Consider the following 21,894-nt stretch of genomic DNA (forward strand, 5'->3'; position numbering starts at 1 on the left):
CGGCCTTCGCGGGGACGACGGGTAAGGGCGAGATGAGCACCACCTCCAACTCCAAATTCCGCAACACCAAGGAAGCCCCGACCGAGCCGTTCAAGCGCTCGGTGGCCTCCTGCCTGAAGGCGATCGCCAAGGCGCCCGAGCTCGACGTCAGCTTCGCCGCCGAGCGTCCCGGGCTCGCGCCGGGCAAGGCGCGGCTGCCCGAGCCCGCGCGAAAGATGACCAGGCGTGATGCCGCCATCGTGCGCGGCCACGCCGATTCCATCGCGCTCAAGCTCGCCTGTCACGATCCGAAGGTGCATCGCAAGCTGATGCCGGGCAATCCGCAGGCGCGCGGCGTGTTCGAGGCGGTGGAGCAGGCCCGTGTCGAGGCGATCGGCGCGCGGCGCATGGCGGGCGTTGCGAAAAACCTCACCGCGATGCTCGACGACCATTTCCATCGCGGCAAGTTCGACGAGATCACCGATCGCGCCGACGCGCCGCTCGCCGACGCGCTGGCGATGCTGGTGCGCGAGCGCCTGACCGGCATGGCGCCGCCGACGGCCGCCAAGAAGATGGTCGATCTCTGGCGCCCTATTCTCGAAGACAAGATCGGCAGGCGGCTCGACCGGCTCGATACCGTGGTCGAGGACCAGACCAGGTTCGGCGATGCCGTGCATGATCTGCTGACGGCGCTCGAGATCGGCGACGAGCGCAGCGCCGACAGCGAAGACAATGACGAGAACGACGAGAACCAGGACGGCGACAACGACCAGTCCGGCGCCGAGGGCTCGCCCGATTCCGACGCCGCGCAGGAGATGAGCGCCGATCAGGCGCAGGCATCGAGCGAGGAGATGAGCGAGAGCGCGATGGAAAGCGCGCAGGCGTCGACCTCCGACACCTTCGACGACGGCGAGCTCGGCGACGACGAGACGCCGGGCGAGGCGACGCGACCGAATTCGCACGGCAAGAACGAGCCGCGTGGCCCGGAATATCACGCCTTCGCGCCGAAGTTCGACGAGGTCATCGCCGCCGAAGACCTCTGCGACCATGACGAGCTGGAGCGGCTGCGCGCCTATCTCGACAAGCAGCTCGCGCATCTGCAGGGCATCGTCGCCCGTCTCGCCAACCGGCTGCAGAGGCGCTTGATGGCGCAGCAGAACCGCGCCTGGGAGTTCGATCTCGAAGAGGGCATTCTCGACCCCGCGCGGCTGTCGCGCGTGGTGACGGATCCCTATCACCCGCTGTCCTTCATGCACGAGAAGGAGGCGACGTTCCGCGATACCGTGGTGACGCTGCTGCTCGACAATTCCGGCTCGATGCGCGGGCGGCCGATCACGGTCGCGGCGACCTGCGCCGACATCCTCGCCCGCACGCTGGAGCGTTGCGGCGTCAAGGTCGAGATTCTCGGCTTCACCACGCGCGCCTGGAAGGGCGGGCAATCGCGCGAGGCGTGGCTTGCCGCCGGCAAGCCGGCCAGCCCCGGCCGCCTCAACGATCTCCGCCACATCATCTACAAGTCGGCGGACGCCCCCTGGCGTCGTGCGCGGAAAAACCTCGGCCTGATGATGCGCGAAGGGCTGTTGAAGGAGAACATCGACGGCGAGGCGCTCGACTGGGCGCACAAGCGCCTGCTCGGCCGGCCGGAACAGCGCAAGATCCTGATGATGATCTCGGACGGCGCGCCGGTCGATGATTCCACGCTGTCGGTCAATCCCGGCAACTATCTCGAGCGGCACCTGCGCCACATCATCGAGGAGATCGAGACCCGCTCGCCGGTCGAGCTGATCGCGATCGGCATCGGCCATGACGTGACGCGCTATTATCGCCGCGCGGTGACGATCGTGGACGCCGAAGAGCTCGGTGGCGCCATCACCGAAAAACTCGCCGAACTGTTCAGCGAGACCAACACCGCGCCCACGCAGCCGGCCAACCGCCCGCGACGCAAATTGCATTCGTGAGCAAGCATCGATCCCGCCGCAGCTTCATCGGCCACGCGGCGGCGGGATTCTCCACTCTCGCACTGTCTCGCCTGGCGCAGGCACAGCCCGCGCCGAAGCCGGCGCTGATCGAGCACGCCGTCGCCGCGCCCGTTGGCATCGAGGTCAACGCGCGGCCGATCCCCAATTTCGAGCCGCGCGACCGCGCGCGCACGCGGTTCGGTTCGCTGGACTATCGCGGCGGCCTGGTGCTGACCTCGCCGCATCGCGGCTTCGGCGGCCTGTCCGGCTTCCGCTTTCTCGACAGCAAAGGCGAGCGCTTCCTCGCGATCTCCGACCAGGGCACCTGGTTCACCGGTCGCATCCGTTATTCCGGGCGGAGCATGACGGGTCTCGACGACGTCGAGGCCGCGCCGGTGCTCAATGCGGAGGGGCGGCCGATCACGGAGAAGCGGCTGTGGTACGACACCGAGTCGCTCGCGCGTGACGGCGACCTCGTCTATGTCGGGCTTGAGCGCGTCAACCAGATCATGCGGTTCGATTTTGCGAAGGGCGGCACACGCGCGCGCGGCGAGGTGCTGCCGACCCCGCCGGCGGTGCGCAAGCTGCCCTACAACAAAGGGCTCGAGGCGCTGGTGTTCGTTCCGAAGGGGCAGCCGCTCGCGGGCACCTTGATCGCGCTGTCGGAGGGCGGCTTCGATGCCGACGGCAATCTGATCGGATTTTTGCTCGGCGGCCCCACACCGGGCCAGTTCAGCATTCGCCGCACCGACCAGCAGCTCATCAGCGACGCCGTGCTGCTGCCCTCGGGCGATCTCCTGATCCTCGAACGCAAATTCTCCTGGTTCACCGGCGTCGATATCCGCATCCGCGCGATCCCCCTGAAATCGATCGCGCCGGGCGCATTGGTCGACGGCCCCGTGCTGTTCAAGGCCGATCTCGGCCACGAGATCGACAACATGGAAGGCATCGACGCCCACGTCACGGCCGACGGCGAGACCGTGCTGACGCTGGTGTCGGACGACAATTTCTCGATGCTCCAGCGCACCCTGCTGCTGCAGTTCGCGCTGGTGGAGTAGGGCGGCGCGGCCGCAATGCATCCCCCGCGAGCCGCCATGCCCCCCGCGCGGCTGGCAATCGGCGCATCGCCCACTACACTCCCCTGCATCGCCCTCTATCCCTTCGGAACTCCCCCGCATGAGCGCCCTGTTTTCCCCGATCAAGCTGCGCGGCCTGACTTTGAAGAACCGCGTCGTGGTGTCGCCGATGTGCCAATATTCGGCCGAGGACGGCGTCCCCACCGACTGGCACTTCACCCACATCAACAATCTCAGCCTGTCGGGCGCCGCGATGTTCTGCATCGAGGCGACCCATGTCGAGGCGATCGGCCGCATCACGCCGGGCTGCCTCGGGCTCTACAGCGATGCCGCCGAGGCCGCGCTGAAGCAGATCCTCATCTCGGTGCGGAAACATTCCTCGACCGCGGTGGCGATGCAGCTCGCGCATGCCGGCCGGAAAGCCAGCAGCGCGCGGCCCTGGGACGGCGGCCAGCTGATTCCGCAGGACGCGGGCGGCTGGCAGACCGTGGCGCCGTCGGCGCTGCCGCACAAGGAGGGCGAGGCCGCGCCGCTGGCGCTCGATGCCGCGGGCCTCAAGCGCATCCGCGAGGCCTTCGTCGATGCCGCCAAGCGCGCCGATCGCATCGGCATTGACGCGATCGAGCTGCACGGCGCGCACGGCTATCTCCTGCATCAATTCCTGTCGCCGATCTCGAACAGGCGCACCGACGAATATGGCGGCTCGCTCGAGAACCGCATGCGCTTCCCGCTGGAGGTCTACGACGCGGTCCGCGCCGTATTCCCGCACGACAAGCCGGTCGGCATGCGGGTGTCGTCGACTGACTGGGTCGAGGGCGGCTGGGACCTGGCGCAGACGCTTGAATTCGCCAACGCGCTGAAGGCGCGCGGCGTCGACTGGATCGATGCCTCCTCCGGCGGCGTCTCGCCGCTGCAGAAGATCGCACTCGGCCCCGGCTATCAGGTGCAGTTTGCAGAGGCCATCAAGCGCGAGACCGGTTTGCCTACCATCGCCGTCGGCCTGATCACCGAGCCGAAGCAGGCCGAAGAGATCGTCGCATCCGGCAAGGCCGACATGGTCGCGCTCGCCCGCGGCTTGCTCTACGACCCGCGCTGGGCCTGGCACGCCGCAGCCGAACTCGGCGGCGAGGTCGAAGCCCCGCCGCAATACTGGCGCTCGCAGCCCTCGACCCAGAAGGCGCTGTTCGGCAAGACGACGTTCGGGGCGCGGTGAGGGGGCGAGTGTGGCGCGAGGACCGCGCCGCAAACTCGTCATTGCGAGGAGCCCTTGCGACGAAGCAATCCAGGCTGTGTCCGCGGAAAGAGCCTGGATTGCTTCGCTGCGCTCGCCATGAGGATGGGGAGGCAGCCATGCGACACACGCCAAGGTCGTTGCTCCGCGTACCTTTTGGTCCCGTGCCGTTCCGCCTCACGCATCCGTAAACCCTCTCAGCTTCCACCCCACCCAAATCTGGCCTAACCTCGCGTGCGTCCAACGCCTCGCGGAGGCCCGCCATGCGATTTCGTGTTCGAAAAGCTGCCCACGTCATCGAGCGCGTGGGCCTTGCGATGGCGGGCGCGGCGTGCGGGCTGTTTGTCGGCGCTTATGTGGGATCCGCGATCCCCGCGCTCACCACCGAGGGCTTCCTGCTGCTGATGATGGTGCTGGGCTTCGTCGGCTTCTATCTCGGCATCGACACACCTCAGCTGCCTTTCGACGAGGCCCATGGCGACATCGACGCCGCGGAACTGTTGAGCGCGGCCGGCACGCTCTGCGCCACGCTCACCGCACTCGCCTCCGTCGCCATCATCGTGCTCCGCCTCGATCCGCACATCGCCTGGAGTTGGTTCGCTCTGTTCGGCTGGATCGCCGGCGTCGCGATGCAGATCGTCGCGGGCGCAAAGGCGCGGATGCGGAAGCCGTGAATTTGTTGTGTTGGGAGAGATCGCGCCGCAAGTACACTGCGTTCCCTCCCCCCTTGTGGGGGAGGGCTAGGGAGAGGGGTAGCCACACGGCGTGCTCTGTCGAATGAAGCGACACTCTGTTGCATCGCTTCGCACGTAACTAACACCTTTTGCTGGGCCACCCCTCTCCCCAACCCTCCCCCACAAGGGGGGAGGGAGCCGAGCGGAGTGTGGAGCGCGGCCTTGTTCAGCAGCTGGAAGGAGTCAAAACACCACGCCCACCTTCGTGCCGCGCTTCCACGCCACGCGGCAGCGTTTTTTCGTGTTCACATGCAGCAGCTCGAAGCGATCGGGAATCTTCACCTGGCCGCCGAGATCGACGCAGGCGCCGCCCGGCGAATAGTCGATCAGCGTGCAGGGGATCACCGGCGCGCGCGGGTCGGTGATGATCTTGGCCTGGCGGGACACGAGGCCCGCGGGTTTGACGCGGGCGTGTCGTCGCGGATGCATTGGCACTCTCCTCCAATTTCCGCGGATGGCGCGGGTGATCGGGAGATGATGCCAAGGAGTTGATTCGATCCGGCTAAGGCGGGCTGGAGAATTTTAATGAAAAGTGTCGGCGAATGGAGAAAGCGGCGGTAGCGGGGTGGGAAGGCTTCCCCCTCTCCCCTAGTGGGAGAGGGTGGATCGCCACGAAGTGGCGAGACGGGTGAGGGGTCTCGCACGGCATACGAAGCTTTCGCGTTCGCGGCGACAACCCCTCATCCGGCGCCATAGCCGATGCGAAGCATCGGCGTTTTCAAGAACGGCGGCCGAAGACCGCCTATGCCACCTTCTCCCACAGGGGGAGAAGGGAAGGCCCTCACCCCACCACGATCTCCCCCGACTCCGCCACCATGCCCACACCCGGCGGCAGCGGCATCGGCACCGTCACATACTCCTTCGGCAAATTCACCGGCCGATAGCCCGGCTCCACCGCCATCCGCTTCACCACGCTCTCATGCACATGCGCGCCCACGGGGATGAGGCGCGGCTCGCAATCGGGGATGTAGAGCCCGAGAAACACCTTCCGCGCCGGCCATTCCCGGTACTTGGCGCTCTTCGGCAGATACTCCAGCACGCGCCAGGGCACCGTCATCGAATCATGCAGCTCGCCGGTCTTGCCGGTGTAAGCCGGCGGCACGTATTGGAACGGCGAGTTCTTGCGCTGGATGCCCCAGGCGAGCTGGTTCACCGTGCGCGGGTTGAAGTTCAGCCCCGCCTTGGTCGCCTCCTCGATCATCCAGAGCAGCGGATATTTGGACTCGCCGCTCTCGACTTCCGGATAGCCGCCACCGACGTCGCAATGCACGCCGGCGAACCACACCTGCAAAATGTCCTGCGGCTCCTTCTTGTCGTCGGGCACGAAGCGGTTGCGCCAGTACTCCTGCGGCTCCTCATACGCCTTGAGGCGGAACATGCAGCGCCGCTCGTCGATCGCGATCGCCTGGCGGAAGATGTTGACGCTGGGATTGCGCAGCGTGAAGGCGAGCTCCTCGAAGCTCGGCAGATAGCCCCGGTCGGCGCGCGGCACGATCACGCTCGCCACCGTGTCCCAGACGCCGATGAAGTGGATGGTCGGCCAGCGCGACGAAGTAATGCGTGCGAACTGGGCGGCGAGATCGAACTTGTTTTTCGGCAGCGGCCCGCTGTCGTCAAAACCCTCATCGACGAGGTCGCTGACATCGTTGCCGCGCCCGGTGCCGGAATATTGCTTGTAGGCGACGAGGCCACTGCCTGCGAGGTTGGCCTGCTCCGGCGAGATCAGGCCGATCTTGTGGATCAGCCCCGCCAGCACGCGAACCGTGTAGGCGCCGCGCGAGAAGCCAAACAGATAGATCCTGTCGCCCGGCGCGTAGTGCTCGACCAGGAAGCAATAGGCCGAGAGCGTGTTGTCATCGAGCCCGTAGCCGGTGGCGAGCCCCAGCACCAGATTGACGTTGGCTTTCCAGCGGTGCCACGTCGAGGGCTCCGTCACCGTGCCGACCCCGGGATCGTAGAACACCAGCTGCCGCGGCCGCGTCTTGTCGGTTTTGCGCAGGCAGCGATAGAGCTTCAGGACGTTGGAGATATTCTCCGAGATCTCGTTGCCGGTGCCGTCACAGCAGATGACGAGATTTTTCGGCTCGGATGTGTGGTCGGCGTTACGCTCGTGATCCACAGGATGCCCCTCCCGCTGATGCTACCCGGGCGAGTATAGCGGAAAAGGGCGGGGAGAGGGAGATGACGCTTCTTCCCCTCTCCCCTTGTGGGAGAGGGTGGATCGCCGCGAAGCGGCGAGACGGGTGAGGGGTCACTCTCCGCGTGCGAATCTCTCGCGTCAGAACTCCCGGAGACAGACCCCTCATCCGGCGCCAACGCCGATGCGAAGCATCGGCGTTTTCAAGAACGGCGGCCGAAGGCCGCCTATGCCACCTTCTCCCACAAGGGGAGAAGGGAAAACAGCGCCCGCCCCCTACTTCTTCTTCTGGCCGATCTCCGGCTGCCAGGCGGCATCCTTGCGGCTCGGCGCTGCGGCGCTGGTCTTGATCTTGTCTTTCTTCGGCTTCTTGGTCTCGCGGTTGCTGCGTTGCTGTCCCTTGGCCATGACGTCGTCTCCTCCTGGGTTTCGAGTTCGTCCGCGTGCGAGATCGGCGCTGCAATGGTCGCTGGGCATGACGACGAGATGCGTCCGCCCGAGCCATTGAAAGATCGCCGCTGCGCACACGAGGCGCGAAAGATGCAGCGCAACATCGACGCGCGGCAATTGCGTGAGCTGCGCTGACGTGGTCGAGCGTACGCCCGCGTCCTGCCGATTGCGAGAACTAAAACGCCGCGTGCGAGCGCCGCGCTTGCCGCTTAAGTCCCGGCCCACGCTGACATAATGCTGGCTATTGCCGGGTAACAAGCGCATGGTCCGCCATAGCTGGTGTCGGTTGGGGCCCCTTCTTTGCGAAAGGCAGGCGCGCATGACCATCCGCTCGCGGCGAGAAACCATCACCTTCAAGCATCCATTCCACATCCGCGGCCTCGAGCGCCAGTTGCCGGCCGGCGCCTATGAGGTCGTCACCGACGAGGAGATGATCGAGGGCCTGTCCTTCGCGTCCTATCGCCGCGTCGCCACCATGATCACGGTGCCCTCCGAAGGCGTGCGCGGTGCGACGGAGATGCTGTCGATCGGCTCGGTCGACCTTGCGGATGCCCAACGTATCGACGCGAGTGCCGCCAATGACTGAAATTCCGGTCGATCTCGACAGCCACCGCGGCATGGCCGCCCAGAAGGCAACCGATCTGCGCCGCGCGCTGGCCGATGTCGAGGCCCAAGTCAGGGAGCTGCGCGAGCGCGAGGCCGAGCTCGAAAACCGCATGATGTCGGTGCCCGCCACCTCCTGGCCGGAGGCCGCCGTGAAGGCCCGCCATCTGCTCAACCTCTATGCTGCGAGCCTGCCCAGCGAGGACACCCGCCACCGCGCGCTGGTGGCCGCGCTGTTCGACGATTTCGCAAGATTGAACGGCGACGGCTGAAGGCGAGCCACTCGTCGTCCTGGCGAAAGCCAGGACCCATAACCACCGAAGCGACTTGTTGTGCACGCTTGTGCCACAGCCTGCTTCGACAACGCCGACCGGCGCCCCCCGTGCGCAATCGCGCGCAAGGCACGACGCGCGGCCGCAAAAGGAACACCCCATGACGCTCACCACCAGCCGCTTCATCGCCCACGACCAGGACCGCGGCATCGTCCAGTTCTCGATGCAGGACGGCAGTAAGGAGATCGCCTGCGCGATCTCGACCTCCGCGATGGATGACCTCGAGCGCGGCCCGCGCGCCAGGCCGAGCGAGCGGGAAGAGCAGTTCACGCGCCTGCGCGAACGCATCGAAGCCTGCACCGGACGCAAATATCAGGCGACGGAGTTCGAAGGCACCCCGCCGGGGATCGTGCTGCGGAGCATTGATTTTCGGGGGTAGGGGGAGCCACATAAAGGGTCTGCACGACCCACTCTTGGTATCTTCTGACGCCGCGCGTTTATCGCTAGTGCAGCTAGGGCTTCCTATTCATCAGAAGGACGCAAGGATCGCCGTTAGGCGTTAGGATTGTCGTCTGAAATCTGGCGCGGGTTACGCTGACGCGAAGATTCTGACGATCTTGACCGATATTGGTGCTGGTGACGTTGTTGCGTACTATCCGATCTGGATTCGAAACGATCTTGCGTCCGGCGAGCCGAGGCCAGCCTTCAAAGATGATGACTTCATCAAATTGTTTACCTTTGGCCTTATGCATATTCATGATGATCACTCCGCGCTCGGGGCGGCCGGCAGTCGCAAAGTGTTCCTGAACGAAAGCTTGTCTGACGATAGCTAGTGCATTCTGGTATTTGCCATGGGCACGCCAGTCTTGGGACAATGACTGACGCAATACCTGGCCTCGCTCTAACATCCGAATACTGCGAGCCTCCTCGGCAATCTCCCTAAGGCGCGGGCAGTCGCATTCGTCAAGCAACATTCTTAGCTTTATCCAGTCTTTGTCTGGGTCTCCCGAGAGTGGCTGCGACTGGACCTCATCTACAGTGCGGCGTATCGCCTGAACGACGCTGTTAGCTGACCAAGCCTTCGCTTTGTTACGCTTCTGATAGGCCTTTTCGATCGCGTCAGCTTCCGCAAGGTTTCCTTTACCGGGGTCGTCTCCATCGCGTCCCCGATAGAATGCACACAATAGTTCGATGCAATCTTTAAGGCCTGTGTCGGCTTCTTGTTGGAGCAGGCAGGCAATCGTCTCCGCGGCGAGTATAGGGCCGTCCATGTCGACGGCGGCCGTATGAGATATCGACGGCATTTTTGATGTAGGCTCGCGAAGAGATTCGGATATTTGCCGAGTCATTCGTTTTGTTGGAACTAGAATCGCCACCGTCCAATTCTTCTTGCCTGCCTTTAGGCGTCTTTGTCTTGCCTGTAACGTATGTCCGCGCAATGTGGCCAATGCCTGGTTGGCATTCGGCTCAAACCCCGAAAATTGAATGCCCACATAACGATCCTGACTGAAGTGTCCCTTGAGCAAATCGTTTCCAAATTTTGCGATGTCCGTGCCTTTGCTCCGGTGATTGTCCGATTTCAGATCAAACTCGTTTGGATGAAATGTGTCTCTGAACTGCTGAAGCCGCTTTTCTTCAGCACCTGCGAATTCAAAAATTCGTTGTTCAGGATCGGCTAGGGCAATTAATGTGTTGTGCTTGCCTATAGCCTTCAGAACGCTCCATTGGTCGGCCGTAGTATCTTGGAATTCGTCCAGAATGATTATTGGGAATGCGGTCGCGATCATTGACCGAATTTTCTTTGAGTCCTTCACGAGCGCGCCTACGAAGTGCGCGAAGACGTCAAAGCAAATTCGCCCCTCCTGCTGGGCGAGACGTATTCGTTCAACGTCCTCGGACTGACGCTTCCTCTTTCGTTCATCTTCTGACAATTTCGAGTTTGATTTGTACTTGCGCCGAGTAGCAGCTAGAGCAATGGCTTCGTTCGGGGGCGTGACTAGAGTTACGCGCCTTGGCAATCCAACGAGGTACCCGTGCGTTCTCAATATACGCCAGAAGAATGCATGATAGGTGTCAACCTCTATCCTTTGCTTCGCTGTTGGTGAAACTCCTTCTTCCTCGATAGTTTCGATTATTCGGGCTACGGTAGCCCTTGCGAAGCTAAGGAAGAGGATGCGTTGAGCTGGCCTTAGAACTGTAGACTGCTGGGCAGCCTTCAGGATTGCGATCGTCGTCTTGCCCGAACCTGGTCCGCCACGGATCAATAGAGGGCCAGCTGTGCCTAAGATTTCCTTCTGCGTTTTTGTGAGATCTACCACGACCCTATTTCGGAATTTTTTCGGAGTGCGGAGACGAAATGACAGGTTCACACGACTGTTTCAGCGAGGTGCAAACATCACGTATCCACTGGGGCATCTCAGTCTCGGAGCATTGAGCGAGATAATCAGCGAGCCCCCAGTTTCCCTTGGCGGATCCAAAGAATTCTGCAAGGGCAGCTAGCGGGTCATCCTTCCAGTTGGGATGCTTCGCTTTGATGTGCGGGGGCCAGTCTAATCCTGATGCAAATCGTTTTAGCGCGGATTGAGAAGTGTTCTTGAGCACAAGGTTCTCCATGCCTGTCTCATCATGCATAAAGAGAGTCTTCACTACTGCTTCAATCGCAGTTTTGCTGTCATCAGACTGTTTGTCGCAAAAGGCGAATACTTCTTTGTCGAGCTTTGCATATAGGCGGGCTAAATCGACAATCTGTGTTTCCGATCCTGCATCAAGGACTGAAATGCCGAGAGCTTCGAGAGATGAGTAACTTTGAGGGTTTAGTTCACTCAGTCGTCGTGCTGCAGACGAGAGTGCAGTCGCCTCGGTTGCGCCTTCGGCTACGAGCACGCGTCGAGCCAGAAGACTCTCACAGAAGCGAGTGCGGAATTGCTGTCGATACCTCTTGAGCTTGATGCTCTCGGGCAGGGTTACTGTCGATTGGAGCATTTTCCCTGTTGAGGATCGGCTCAGAACCACCGTTTCTTCGATGGCAAACTCTTCCAGAACGTACGGAGAATGCGATGTGAAAAGTGTCTGCGCGGAAAGCTTTCGCAGTTCATGCACAATGCGTTTTTGTGCATATGGAGGGATTGCGGTTTCCGGCTCTTCCATCGCAAAAATCACGTTCTGCTTGTCTTCCGCAATCTGCGACAACATGGCAAGGAGCAGCAGGTTGATGGTGCCCGTGCCTTGGCGAAAGTAGGGCGCAGAATACGAGCCTGTTCCGGTATCGATAAACGCGGTAATCACTTCCCGCAGATGTCTTCGCGTAAGAGCCGAGACCCTGAGATGAGGTTGGATGCCCCACTCACGAGGGACATACTTTTTTAGTGCTCTATCAATGCTGCTTAGGACACCAGAGATACCTAGCTCGGGGGCGCTTGCTACATCGAAGTTTGACAATTCAGAAAGAGTGGTTTCCCACATCTTTGGTCGTATTTCTTTAAGGCGAAGAATTATGTCGAGGAGACTTCCGCGCTCAAGGCTAAGGGCCCTCGCGCCCGTACGAAGCGATCGTAGATATAGAAATCCACACTTCTGCTTGTCCGACTTTGTAAAATGCTCCGGCTTTTCATTTTCATCTATTGTTCGGGTGTAATAAGTCTTCCCTTCAAAGTCGTCCTCCTGGGGATTGTAGCTCCCGATGAACGTGACGCGTAAGGCAGGAATAGTAGCGGACAGATCAAGCTCGGCGGGATCAGATACATCTGACATCGCGTGTTTCAAGACGTCCCACCACTCGATGTAATCTCGAAAGTGTATCTGCTGTTCTTCGGAAAGCCCGGTGACGGTTGCTTCTACAATTATTCGCGGCGTAGTCTCTGAACCATCAGGACGCGCACCGCCTGCCAAATACTGACCAAGATGAAAGTCGTGTTCATCAATGGGGGATTGTCGCGAGAGGCGGTCTGGTCCCATGACCAAATCGAGCGCTTCCAGAAGCGTCGACTTGCCGACGTTATTGTCACCTATGAGAACCGCGTGATCTGGAAGGAGCACAGAAGCGGCGCGGATACCTCGAAAATTTTCGATGGAAAGGTGGCTGATCTTCAAAATAACCTCGGACAACAGCGCTTAGTCTTAATGCACGTCATGGTTGTCTGATCACTCGCTAAAAGCAATCCATCTTCTTGTTAGAGTTCAGTGAGAAAAGCTTCTTGCATCGCACAAACAAAAACGGCCGGATCTTCCGATCCGGCCGTCTCGCAAAACTCTTCCAGCTAAACCTACGCCTCGCGACGCAAGCCCTCGCCCAATCCGAAAATTCTTAGCTCGCCTTCTTCTCCGGCGCGGGGGTCGGGCCGACCTTCTTCTGGATGGCGCGCTTCAGCTCGAGGGCGCGGGGCGACAGCACGGCGGCCTTGGCCTTGAGCAGGAAGGGATCGAGGCCGCCATTGTGGTCGACGCTCTTGATCGCGTTGGTGGAGACGCGCAGGCGCACGTTGCGGCCCAGCGCTTCGCTGATGAAGGTCACGTTGACCAGGTTCGGCAGGAAGCGGCGCTTGGTCTTGATGTTGGAGTGGCTGACCGTGTGGCCGACCTGGGGGCCCTTGGCCGTCAATTCGCAGCGGCGAGACATGGCAAAATCCTCAATCTTTCCCAACGATGTGCGGCCGCCATTCGGGGCGCCACGGGCAAATCTCTGTCCTTGCAGGGAGCGGGCGGACGTATAGGGGGGAAGCGGCGGGACGTCAAGGCGACGAGCCGTTTTTGGCCCGTCGTCCCGGGGCGCGCGAGAGCGCGAAACCGGGATCTCGAGCGGCATAATGCGGTGTCATCGCCCGGCATTCGGTGTCATCGCCCGGCTTGCCGCCTTCGCTGAAGCTTCGGCGGGCCGAGCACCCGTGTGGGCCTCGGCGTAGCCTTGGCGGAGCCGGGACCGGGCGATCCAGTACTCCGAGACGGTACGGCTGACCAGAGGGGCCGCGGCGTACTGGATGCCCCGGTCAAGCCGGGGCATGACGGCGGTGGAGGTGGCGGGGTGAGGTGCGCGGTTCTGACCCGCCTCGATCACCAAAACGGCAATGATTATCGCGCCTTACCATCACATAAAGGGCGTATTCGCGCCCGAAGAGTCCGGTGGAGTTCCGGACGCCGACAGGCCCGGACGCATTGCTTGGCGCGGTATTTGGCTTAAGTAACAACCGTTCGCGCCCCGATTGGATTGTTTCGTGCTCACAACGCCTCATCTTGCGCCCGGCCTGCGCTCAGCGGAGCGGCGCGCGAGGAATCCGCGCGCTGCCGGCCGCTGGGTCATGGCGGCCCTTGGCGGGCTGGTCTTGGCGTGGGCGGCGGAGCCCGCGGCGGCGCAGGGCAAGCTCGAGGCGCAATATGAGGCGACGCTGGCGGGCATTCCGGTCGGCAAGGGCGCCTGGAATATCGACATCCAAGACGACGTGTTCGCGGCCGCGGCCTCCGGCGGCACCTCGGGGCTTCTAAAATCCTTCGCGGGCGGGTCCGGCACCGGCGCCTCGCAGGGCCGCGTGGTCAACGGCGCGCTGGTCGCGACCGGCTATCAGGCCTCCACCACCACCTCGAAGAAGACCGAAGAGATCCGCATCACGCTCGACAAGGGCAATGTGAAGGATTTTGCCATCCTGCCGGAGCCGCCGGTCGATCCCGACCGCATCGTCGTCACCGACGCGCATCGCCGCGGCGTCTGGGACCCGATGACGGCCTCGCTGGTGCGCGTCTCAGGCAGCGGCGAGGTGCTGTCGCCGGACGCCTGCCACGGCAGCGCCGCCGTGTTCGACGGCCGCATGCGCTACGAGCTCAAGCTCGATTTCAAGCGCATGGAGAACGTGAAGGCGGAGAAGGGCTATCACGGCCAGGTGGTGGTCTGCTCGCTGTATTTCGTGCCCATCGCCGGCTACATCCCCGACCGTCCCGTGATCAAATATCTCGCCGCCCAGCGCAACATCGAGGTCGCGTTCGCGCCGATCGCGGGCACGCGCATCCTGGTCCCGTTCTGGCTGAAAGTGCCGACGCCGCTCGGGCCGGCCATGCTGGAAGCGACCAGCTTCATCACCAGCGCCCAGCCGCCCAAGGTCGCGAAGACGCAGTAGGGCTGGGTGCCGTAGCCCCGCTGCCGTAGCCCGGATGGAGCGCAGCGTAATCCGGGGTTCTTTGCTTCGGCCCCCGCATTGCGCTCCGCTCCATGCGGGCTACGGACCTCCCTTTTGGTGAAAATAAACATCAATGATTTCAACAACATCCCTACTGTGCATGGGGTTGTTTTCGCGCTTTTTGTTTGGAGGGGGTCGAGAACCGGGAATCCATTTGACTCCTCCCCGATTCTGATTCGACTCCGCGCCGTCCCCAGCTTTAACGAATCCGCTACCGAAACGTCGCTTGTGCGGCGGAGCAAAACTCCATCTAGTGCGAACCCACAAGCCTCCCGCGACATCTTGCGAGAACGGAACAGGACTCAAGGGGGAGTCAGCGATTCGGCCGCGATTCGTTCTCAACTCGTTCCGAAGCTTAAAGCCAACGGGAAAAGCGTCGCAAAGTGAGACAGTTGCGCGGGATCTGGGAAGGGGCGCCGCATTCTCCGCCGTCATGCCCCGGCTTGACCGGGGCATCCAGTGCGCCGCGCCCTCTCGGTTTGATCTGCGCCGCCTCTGGAATACTGGATCGCCCGGTCGAGCCGGGCGAGGACAGCAGCGTGTGAGGCGAGCCCTTCGCGCCACCGCCCCAAAACAGCACTGACATTCGCCCCAATCGCCATTACCTAATCCCCCAGATGCCTTTTTCCTCCTCCCCCTTCGCTTCCGAGCGGCTTCCCGGCGCCGGCGTCACTGCGGTGCTTGGTCCCACCAACACCGGCAAGACCCATCTCGCCATCGAGCGGATGCTCGCGCATCCCTCGGGCATGATCGGGCTGCCGCTGCGCCTGCTCGCGCGCGAGGTCTACAACAAGATCGCAGCAAGGGTCGGCCCCGACGCCGTCGCGCTTGTGACCGGCGAGGAGAAGATCAAGCCGAAAGCGCCGCGCTACTGGGTCTCGACCGTCGAGGCGATGCCGCGGGATCTCGACGTCTCGTTCCTTGCCGTCGACGAGGTGCAGATCGCGTCTGATCTCGAACGCGGCCACGTCTTCACCGATCGCATCCTCAATCGCCGCGGCCGCGACGAGACGCTGCTGCTCGGCGCTGCGACCATGCGCCCGATCATCGAGCGGCTGCTGCCGGGCGTCTCCATGATCACGCGGCCGCGCCTGTCGCAGCTGGAATTCGCGGGTGATCGCAAGATCACGCGGCAGCCGCGCCGCACCGCCATCGTCGCCTTCTCGGCCGACGAGGTCTACGCCATCGCCGAGCTGATCCGCCGCCAGCATGGCGGCGCCGCCGTGGTGCTGGGTTCGCTGTCGCCGCGCACCCGCAACGCGCAGGTCGCGATGTTCCAGAACGGCGAGGTCGATTACCTCGTCGCCACCGACGCCGTCGGCATGGGCCTCAATCTCGACGTCGACCACGTCGCCTTTGCCTCCGACCGCAAGTACGACGGCTACCAGTTCCGCCGCCTGACGCCGTCCGAATTCGCCCAGATCGCCGGCCGCGCCGGCCGCGCCACCCGCAACGGCACCTTCGGCACCACCGGCCGCTGCGCGCCGTTCGAGCCCGAGCTCGTCAATGCGCTGCAGAATCACACCTTCGATCCCGTGAAGGTTTTGCAATGGCGCAATTCGAAGCTGGATTTCGCTTCCCTCGGCGCGCTCCAGGTCTCGCTGAACCTCGCCCCCGGCCACGACGCGCTGACGCGTGCGCCGATCGCCGAGGACATGCGCGTGCTCGACCACGCCGCCCGCGACGCCGAAGTGCGCGATGTCGCGCATGGCAAGGATGCGGTGGAACGGCTGTGGGAGGCCTGCCAGGTCCCGGATTATCGAAAGCTGTCGCCGGCCGCCCATGCCGAGCTGGTGACGACGCTCTACGGCTTCCTGATGCGGAAGGGATGCATCCCCGACGCCTGGTTCAGGACCCAGATCGACCAGGCCGACCGCGTCGACGGCGATATCGACACGCTGTCGGCCCGGATCGCGCAGATTCGCACCTGGACCTTCGTCGCCAACCGCCCCGACTGGCTGAAAGACCCCGAACGCTGGCAGGGGATCGCCCGCGAGGTCGAAAATAAATTATCGGATGCGCTCCATGAACGCTTGACTGAGCGTTTCGTTGATCGCCGGACCAGTGTATTGATGCGCCGCCTGCGGGAGAACACGAGCTTGAATACGGAAATCGGCAAGACCGGCGAAGTCATCGTCGAAGGCCATGTCATCGGCCGCCTCGATGGCTTCACCTTTGCACCGGATGCGGCGGAAGCCGGCTCCGATGCGAAAGCGTTGCAGGCTGCAGCGCAGGCCGTGCTCGCCGGCGAGATCAACGCGCGCGCCGAAAAACTGGGCAATGCGCCGGACGAGCAGTTCGTGCTGACCTCGGAAGGCATCATCCGCTGGACCGGCGACGCCGTGGCGCGGCTGTCTGCCGCAGAGGAAGCGCTGCATCCGCGCATCCGCATCATCTCCGACGAACGCCTCACGGGCGCCCCCCGCGACAAGGTGCAGGCCCGGCTTGAGCTCTGGCTCAAGACGCATATCGAAAAGCTGCTCGGCCCGCTGTTCGAGCTCAGCAAGGCCGAGGACGTCACCGGCATCGCCCGCGGCATCGCCTATCAGCTCGTCGAGGCGCTCGGCGTGCTGGAGCGCCCGAAGATCGCCAACGAGCTGAAGGATCTCGACCAGCCGTCGCGCGCGACCTTGCGCAAATACGGCGTCCGCTTCGGCGCCTATCACCTCTATTTCCCCGGCCTGCTCAAGCCGGCCGGGCGTGCGCTGGCCGCGCTGCTCTGGGCGCTGAAGCAGGACAATGTCGATCCCTCCGCGCTGTCGGGCGCGCAGCATCTGGCGAGCTCGGGCCGCACCTCGTTCCCGGTCGACAAGCAGCTGCCGCGCGACGCCTATCGCGTGCTCGGCTACAAGCAGGCCGGCGAGCGCGCCGTGCGCGTCGATATCCTCGAGCGCCTGGCCGATCTGATCCGTCCGGCGCTGGCCTGGCGCGAGAACGCGTCTGGCGAAAAGCCCGCCGGGGCATTCGACGGCCGCAGCTTTGTGGTGACGCAGGCGATGACCTCGCTCACCGGCTCCGCCGGCGAAGACTTTGCCTCCGTGCTGCGTGCGCTCGGCTATCGCATGGACAAGCGCCCGCCGCTGCCGGCGAAGCCCGCCGCGGCTGTTGTCGAGACGCCTATTGCTGACGCGCCTGTTGCTGAAGCATCTAGCGAAGAGACGCCCGCAACCGAAACGCCGGTCGAAGACGCCGCAGCGCCCGCTGACACCGCAATCGAAGCCGCCGCCGAGCCTGTGACCGTCGAAGACGCGCCCGGGATGGAGCAACACGACGAGCCCGCGCATGACGAGCCGGCGCTCGAAGCTTCCGTCACGCCGGAAGACGCTCCCGGCATCGCGCCACCTGCGGAAGAGCCTGTTGCCCCCGCTGAAGCTGTCGAAACCGCACCTGCCGAAACCGCGCCTGCAGAGACCGCTGCAACTGAAGCCACTGCGTCGGCCGATGCGGCAGCGCCCGTGGAAGCCGCGGCGACGCCCGCCGAGCCCGAGCTCATCGAGGTCTGGCGTCCCGCGGGCCGTCACGATGATCGCAAGCCGCGCCACGAGCGCCATCGCAACCAGCGTCATCACCAGCCGCGTCCACAGGCGGCCGCTGAAGCCGGCGCTGCGCCTGCCGAAGGCGAAGCCCAGCCTGCCGCCGACGGCGAGAAGCGCGGTGAGCGCCATCGCCATGGCGGCGGTCATCGTCGAGATGGTGGCAGGGACTTCCGCAAGCCGCGAGAAGGTAGCGCCGAAGCTGCGCCGCGTCCCGAGGGCCGCGACGACAAGAACCGCCGCTTCGAGGGCAAAAATGGCGGCAACAAGGACCGCGACAACAAGGACCGCAACAAGGGCAAGTTCGGCCGCGACCGCGACAAGGGCCGCGACCGCCAGGGCGGACCGTCGCTGCGTCCCTACGCATCGAGCGCCACCCCGCGCGAGCGCGATCGTCCGGTCGATCCGAACTCGCCGTTCGCGAAGCTCGCTGCGCTGAAGGAGCAGCTGTCCGGGCGTAAGGAGTGAGCCCACGACCGAGCGGCAGCGCATCGACAAATGGCTGTGGCACGCGCGGGTGGTGAAGGCGCGCACCTCCGCGGCCGCGCTTGTCGAGTCCGGCCATGTTCGCGTCAACGGCGCACGCGAGAAATCGCCGGGGCATGCGATCAAGATCGGCGACGTGCTCACCATCGCGCTCGATCGCACCGTGCGCGTCTTGAAAGTCATCGCCTTCAACGAGCGCCGCGGCGACGCCGCCTCGGCCCGTGTGCTCTACGAAGAGCTCGGTGAAGGCCCGCCAAGTTCTCAGCGCAATTAATTGCGCTTTGAATTCATTTCTTGGTCGATCAAGCGCATAAAGCCGTCATGATCGGCCGTTCCTGAGCTTGCGGCGCCGGGCCATCCGCGCTACGCAAGCCGCGACTTTTAAAAGAGCTTTTCGGAGCGTTGGATGACTTACGTCGTCACTGAAGCGTGCATCAAGTGCAAGTACACCGACTGCGTCGAGGTCTGCCCGGTCGACTGTTTCTATGAGGGCGAGAACATGCTCGTCATCCATCCTGACGAGTGCATCGACTGCGGCGTGTGCGAGCCGGAATGCCCCGCCGATGCCATCAAGCCGGACACGGAACCGGGCCTGGAAAAGTGGCTCACGGTCAACGCCGACTACGCCAAGAGCTGGCCGAACATCACCCAGAAGAAAGAATCACCCGACGACGCCAAGGATTTCGACGGCATGGAGGGCAAGTTCGACAAGTATTTCTCGCCGAACCCCGGCTCCGGCGACTAATTCGGGCCAAACTTAACCCTATTAGCGGCCTTACCGCCGAAAACCAGCCCTTAACACCCCTAAATCATTGATTTTTGCGGGAAATGTGCTATATTGGGCACATTGAGCCGAACCCTGGTTAGCCCCGTCGGCCCCTTGGGTTCCCGTGAAACCAAATGTCGAACAGGGGCGTGGCAGTTTCCGCGCGCAGGCTGTGTCACAGAAAACGCGTAAAAAGAGTACTTCAGCGAAGGCTTCCCATAAGGACGCCAAGAAAGTCGCCGCGGCCAGCCGTAGCGCATCCAAGGGTCGGACCGCGACGAAGGCGCCGGCTGCAAAGTCCTCGAAGAACAAAAGAAGCGCAATGCCTAACAAGACTGCCAAGCCGGCCGCGAAAGCGACCGTTGCCAAGCCTGTTGCCGCCAAGCCTGCCGCCAAGCCCGCTGTTGCCAAGGCTCCCGCTGCCAAGCCCGCCGCAAAGGCTCCTGTTGCTGCTGCTCCTGCCAAGGCCCCTGTTGCTGCCGCCAAGCCGGCCGTGAAGCCCGCGGCTGTTGCGCCGAAGGTCGAGGAAAAGAAGGTTGTGACCCAGCGTCAGGGCTTCAAGGCCAACGAATTCGTCGTCTATCCCGCTCACGGCGTCGGCCAGATTCTGGCCATCGAGGAGCAGGAGATCGCCGGCGCGAAGCTCGAGCTGTTCGTCATCAACTTCATCAAGGACAAGATGACGCTGCGCGTGCCGACCGCCAAGGTCGCCAATGTCGGCATGCGCAAGCTCTCCGACCCCGCGCTGGTGAAGCGTGCGCTCGAGACCCTCAAGGGCCGTGCCCGCGTCAAGCGCACCATGTGGTCGCGCCGCGCCCAGGAATACGAAGCGAAGATCAATTCGGGCGACATCGTCGCGATCGCGGAAGTCGTGCGCGACCTCTATCGCTCCGAGTCGCAGCCCGAGCAGTCCTACAGCGAACGCCAGCTCTATGAAGCAGCGCTCGACCGTCTCTCCCGCGAGATCGCGGTGGTGCAGCACTCGACCGAGACCGAAGCGGTCAAGGAGATCGAGGCCCAGCTCGCCAAGAGCCCGCGCCGCACTGGCGCCAAGTCCGAAGCCGCCGAAGGCGAGGCCGATGCGGACGCCGAGGGCGATAGCGACGAGACCGAGGGCGGCGCCACGGTCGCCGACGAGGCCGCGTAAGCGTCTCGCGCGTCGAACGCAACAGATCAAAGCCCGGCCTTACGGCCGGGCTTTTTGTTTTGGAGACGCTGACCGCCCCGGTTCGGGGACGTCAGCGGGCGGAATTGCTTTGAGCCTATGCGGTCCTGAGCAGGATCAAACCCGCGATGCGCTTCCCGAAGCGCCGCGCCCGGTCTCGCGGTCGTCTCCGCGCGCATCAGTCGCAACCGTCCACCACCAGGCGCCCAACGCATCGATCAACGGCACCAAGGTGTGGCCGGCGGCGGTCAGATCGTACTCGACCCTCAACGGGTATCCGTCGAATTCCGTGCGGGTCACGATACCGGCGTCCTCCAGCTTGCGAAGCTCGAGGGCGAGCATCCTGTGCGAGATGGTCGGATTGTCCCGACGCAAGTCGCTGAACCGTTTGGTGCCCTGTTTCAAATAGTAGATCAGAAGCGTAGGCCACCGGCCGCTCAGGATCTGCATCACTTCCTCGATGGGACATCTCGAAACGAGGTCTTTCATCGGCGGACTCCAGGTTACAAAAATGTTCGCAATTTACTTGATGGAGCGAGCGACTAGGGTTCGGGACCGCTGCGCAGCGTGATCATCAGAAATCACGGAGAATAGATCGATGGATCCAATCCTACTCTACGGCTTCCCGATGGGAAGCTCCATGGGGCTCGTTGCAGCTCTTGAATGGCTTGGCAGGCCATATCGCCTGTGTCGCGTCGACATGCTGGGCGAGATGCTGAGCCCGTCATACGCCAGGATCAATCCGCGACACGAGACACCTGCACTCATCACGGACCAGGGCGATGTGCTGACGGAAACCATGGCGATCGCGGCTTGGCTCGAAGCCAGGGATACCGAACGGCGCATCAGCTTTGATCCGTTGTCGCCGCAAGCCGATCGCATGCACCAGCTGATGGCGTTCGTGAATACCGGCTTTACCGGCGCCTTCGCGCCGCTTTGGGTCGCAATGGAAGGCGTGGCGATGGACGACGCCATGCGTTCGGCCTTGCGGGAGTTCGGAAGGAGAAAGGTGATCGAACGCCACGACAAGCTCGAAGGCATGATCGAGCCGGCAAGGTTCCTGCTCGCCGACCGGCCGACCCTCGCGGACGCCTTGCTGGCAGGTGTGGCGCGCTGGCTCGACTTCCACGCTGTCGCGGACAGGAGCCGCTGGCCAAAGCTGGCCGCGCTGCGCCAACAACTCGAGGCCGATCCCGGGGTCATCTACGCCACCGCCGTGGAGAGCGGCAGCAATGATCCGGGAACAGGATCCTGCGCAGGCCACACCGCCCTGGCCGACGTCATCGCGCGATATGGCAAGCAAGCCTAACCAGTGGAGAGGAGGAGCGGCTTCGATCCGCTCC

At 63.3% G+C, this 21,894-nt stretch carries 20 protein-coding genes; 13 read left to right on the plus strand and 7 right to left on the minus strand.

Annotated features, from left to right (window positions below; genetic code table 11):
* The first annotated feature begins 32 nt into the window (after window positions 1–32).
* The 4 genes from cobT (at window position 33) to ACFQX9_RS26810 (ending at window position 4,918) form a co-directional block, all read left to right on the plus strand.
* Complete coding sequence (cobT, locus tag ACFQX9_RS26795) at window positions 33–1,937, plus strand: cobaltochelatase subunit CobT (RefSeq protein ID WP_018452934.1); 1,905 nt, start codon at window positions 33–35, stop codon at window positions 1,935–1,937.
* On the plus strand, window positions 1,934–2,995 hold the full coding sequence (locus ACFQX9_RS26800; RefSeq protein ID WP_377791078.1) for an esterase-like activity of phytase family protein: 1,062 nt from the start codon (window positions 1,934–1,936) through the stop codon (window positions 2,993–2,995). Before cobT ends, ACFQX9_RS26800 begins: the two co-directional genes overlap by 4 nt.
* 118 nt (window positions 2,996–3,113) lie before the next feature.
* The gene (locus tag ACFQX9_RS26805) at window positions 3,114–4,226 is read left to right on the plus strand and encodes an NADH:flavin oxidoreductase/NADH oxidase (RefSeq protein WP_377791079.1); all 1,113 of its coding nucleotides are present in this window, start codon (window positions 3,114–3,116) and stop codon (window positions 4,224–4,226) included.
* A gap of 281 nt (window positions 4,227–4,507) precedes the next feature.
* Window positions 4,508–4,918, plus strand: a complete 411-nt coding sequence (locus ACFQX9_RS26810) for a hypothetical protein (protein WP_026232425.1) — start codon at window positions 4,508–4,510, stop codon at window positions 4,916–4,918.
* A gap of 243 nt (window positions 4,919–5,161) precedes the next feature.
* Here the strand turns inward: ACFQX9_RS26810 and ACFQX9_RS26815 are convergent, their stop codons facing one another.
* The 3 genes from ACFQX9_RS26815 to ACFQX9_RS26825 form a co-directional block, all read right to left on the minus strand.
* Entirely contained in the window at window positions 5,162–5,407 is a 246-nt protein-coding gene (locus ACFQX9_RS26815; RefSeq protein ID WP_007599245.1) for a PilZ domain-containing protein, read from the minus strand.
* A 352-nt stretch (window positions 5,408–5,759) separates the two neighbouring features.
* Window positions 5,760–7,097: a DUF2235 domain-containing protein gene (locus tag ACFQX9_RS26820; protein ID WP_377791080.1), complete on the minus strand. Its 1,338-nt coding sequence runs from the start codon at window positions 7,095–7,097 to the stop codon at window positions 5,760–5,762.
* Window positions 7,098–7,391: 294 nt separating this feature from the next.
* Window positions 7,392–7,523 carry a hypothetical protein gene (locus ACFQX9_RS26825; RefSeq protein WP_007599247.1) on the minus strand — a complete coding sequence of 44 codons (132 nt, stop codon included), beginning with the start codon at window positions 7,521–7,523 and terminating at the stop codon, window positions 7,392–7,394.
* A gap of 361 nt (window positions 7,524–7,884) precedes the next feature.
* On the opposite strand from ACFQX9_RS26825, the gene ACFQX9_RS26830 reads away from it, so the two are divergent.
* The 3 genes from ACFQX9_RS26830 to ACFQX9_RS26840 all read left to right on the plus strand — a co-directional run bounded on the left by ACFQX9_RS26830 (window position 7,885) and on the right by ACFQX9_RS26840 (window position 8,879).
* On the plus strand, window positions 7,885–8,151 hold the full coding sequence (locus tag ACFQX9_RS26830; RefSeq protein WP_377791081.1) for a hypothetical protein: 267 nt from the start codon (window positions 7,885–7,887) through the stop codon (window positions 8,149–8,151).
* The gene (locus tag ACFQX9_RS26835; RefSeq protein ID WP_085351639.1) at window positions 8,144–8,440 is read left to right on the plus strand and encodes a hypothetical protein; all 297 of its coding nucleotides are present in this window, start codon (window positions 8,144–8,146) and stop codon (window positions 8,438–8,440) included. Before ACFQX9_RS26830 ends, ACFQX9_RS26835 begins: the two co-directional genes overlap by 8 nt.
* Window positions 8,441–8,600: 160 nt before the next feature.
* The gene (locus ACFQX9_RS26840; RefSeq protein ID WP_007599254.1) at window positions 8,601–8,879 is read left to right on the plus strand and encodes a DUF1488 family protein; all 279 of its coding nucleotides are present in this window, start codon (window positions 8,601–8,603) and stop codon (window positions 8,877–8,879) included.
* Window positions 8,880–8,952: 73 nt separating this feature from the next.
* Here the strand turns inward: ACFQX9_RS26840 and ACFQX9_RS26845 are convergent, their stop codons facing one another.
* The 3 genes from ACFQX9_RS26845 to rpmB form a co-directional block, all read right to left on the minus strand.
* Complete coding sequence (locus ACFQX9_RS26845; protein ID WP_377791082.1) at window positions 8,953–10,758, minus strand: UvrD-helicase domain-containing protein; 1,806 nt, start codon at window positions 10,756–10,758, stop codon at window positions 8,953–8,955.
* Between the two features lie 4 nt (window positions 10,759–10,762).
* Window positions 10,763–12,529, minus strand: coding sequence for an ATP-dependent endonuclease (locus ACFQX9_RS26850; protein WP_377791119.1), 1,767 nt, complete (start codon window positions 12,527–12,529; stop codon window positions 10,763–10,765).
* Between the two features lie 214 nt (window positions 12,530–12,743).
* Window positions 12,744–13,055, minus strand: a complete 312-nt coding sequence (gene rpmB, locus ACFQX9_RS26855) for a 50S ribosomal protein L28 (protein WP_026232426.1) — start codon at window positions 13,053–13,055, stop codon at window positions 12,744–12,746.
* 676 nt (window positions 13,056–13,731) lie between these two features.
* On the opposite strand from rpmB, the gene ACFQX9_RS26860 reads away from it, so the two are divergent.
* From ACFQX9_RS26860 to ACFQX9_RS26880, 5 genes are all read left to right on the plus strand, one after another.
* The gene (locus tag ACFQX9_RS26860) at window positions 13,732–14,541 is read left to right on the plus strand and encodes a DUF3108 domain-containing protein (RefSeq protein WP_377791120.1); all 810 of its coding nucleotides are present in this window, start codon (window positions 13,732–13,734) and stop codon (window positions 14,539–14,541) included.
* 677 nt (window positions 14,542–15,218) lie between these two features.
* Window positions 15,219–18,602, plus strand: coding sequence for a helicase-related protein (locus tag ACFQX9_RS26865; RefSeq protein WP_377791083.1), 3,384 nt, complete (start codon window positions 15,219–15,221; stop codon window positions 18,600–18,602).
* A gap of 22 nt (window positions 18,603–18,624) precedes the next feature.
* Window positions 18,625–18,894 carry an RNA-binding S4 domain-containing protein gene (locus ACFQX9_RS26870; protein WP_083926310.1) on the plus strand — a complete coding sequence of 90 codons (270 nt, stop codon included), beginning with the start codon at window positions 18,625–18,627 and terminating at the stop codon, window positions 18,892–18,894.
* A 132-nt stretch (window positions 18,895–19,026) separates the two neighbouring features.
* Window positions 19,027–19,365 (plus strand): ferredoxin FdxA, encoded by a 339-nt coding sequence (gene fdxA / locus ACFQX9_RS26875; protein ID WP_018452948.1) that lies wholly within the window; start codon window positions 19,027–19,029, stop codon window positions 19,363–19,365.
* A gap of 343 nt (window positions 19,366–19,708) precedes the next feature.
* The gene (locus ACFQX9_RS26880) at window positions 19,709–20,533 is read left to right on the plus strand and encodes a CarD family transcriptional regulator (protein WP_018452949.1); all 825 of its coding nucleotides are present in this window, start codon (window positions 19,709–19,711) and stop codon (window positions 20,531–20,533) included.
* Window positions 20,534–20,668: 135 nt separating this feature from the next.
* On the opposite strand, the gene ACFQX9_RS26885 is transcribed toward ACFQX9_RS26880, so the two are convergent.
* The gene (locus ACFQX9_RS26885) at window positions 20,669–21,040 is read right to left on the minus strand and encodes a winged helix-turn-helix transcriptional regulator (protein ID WP_377791084.1); all 372 of its coding nucleotides are present in this window, start codon (window positions 21,038–21,040) and stop codon (window positions 20,669–20,671) included.
* 109 nt (window positions 21,041–21,149) lie between these two features.
* Between ACFQX9_RS26885 and ACFQX9_RS26890 the strand changes: the two genes are divergently transcribed.
* Window positions 21,150–21,860: a glutathione S-transferase family protein gene (locus tag ACFQX9_RS26890; RefSeq protein ID WP_204512782.1), complete on the plus strand. Its 711-nt coding sequence runs from the start codon at window positions 21,150–21,152 to the stop codon at window positions 21,858–21,860.
* Window positions 21,861–21,894: the final 34 nt, after the last annotated feature.

The sequence above is a fragment of the Bradyrhizobium sp. GCM10028915 genome (assembly GCF_042666195.1).
Taxonomy (GTDB): domain Bacteria; phylum Pseudomonadota; class Alphaproteobacteria; order Rhizobiales; family Xanthobacteraceae; genus Bradyrhizobium; species Bradyrhizobium canariense_D.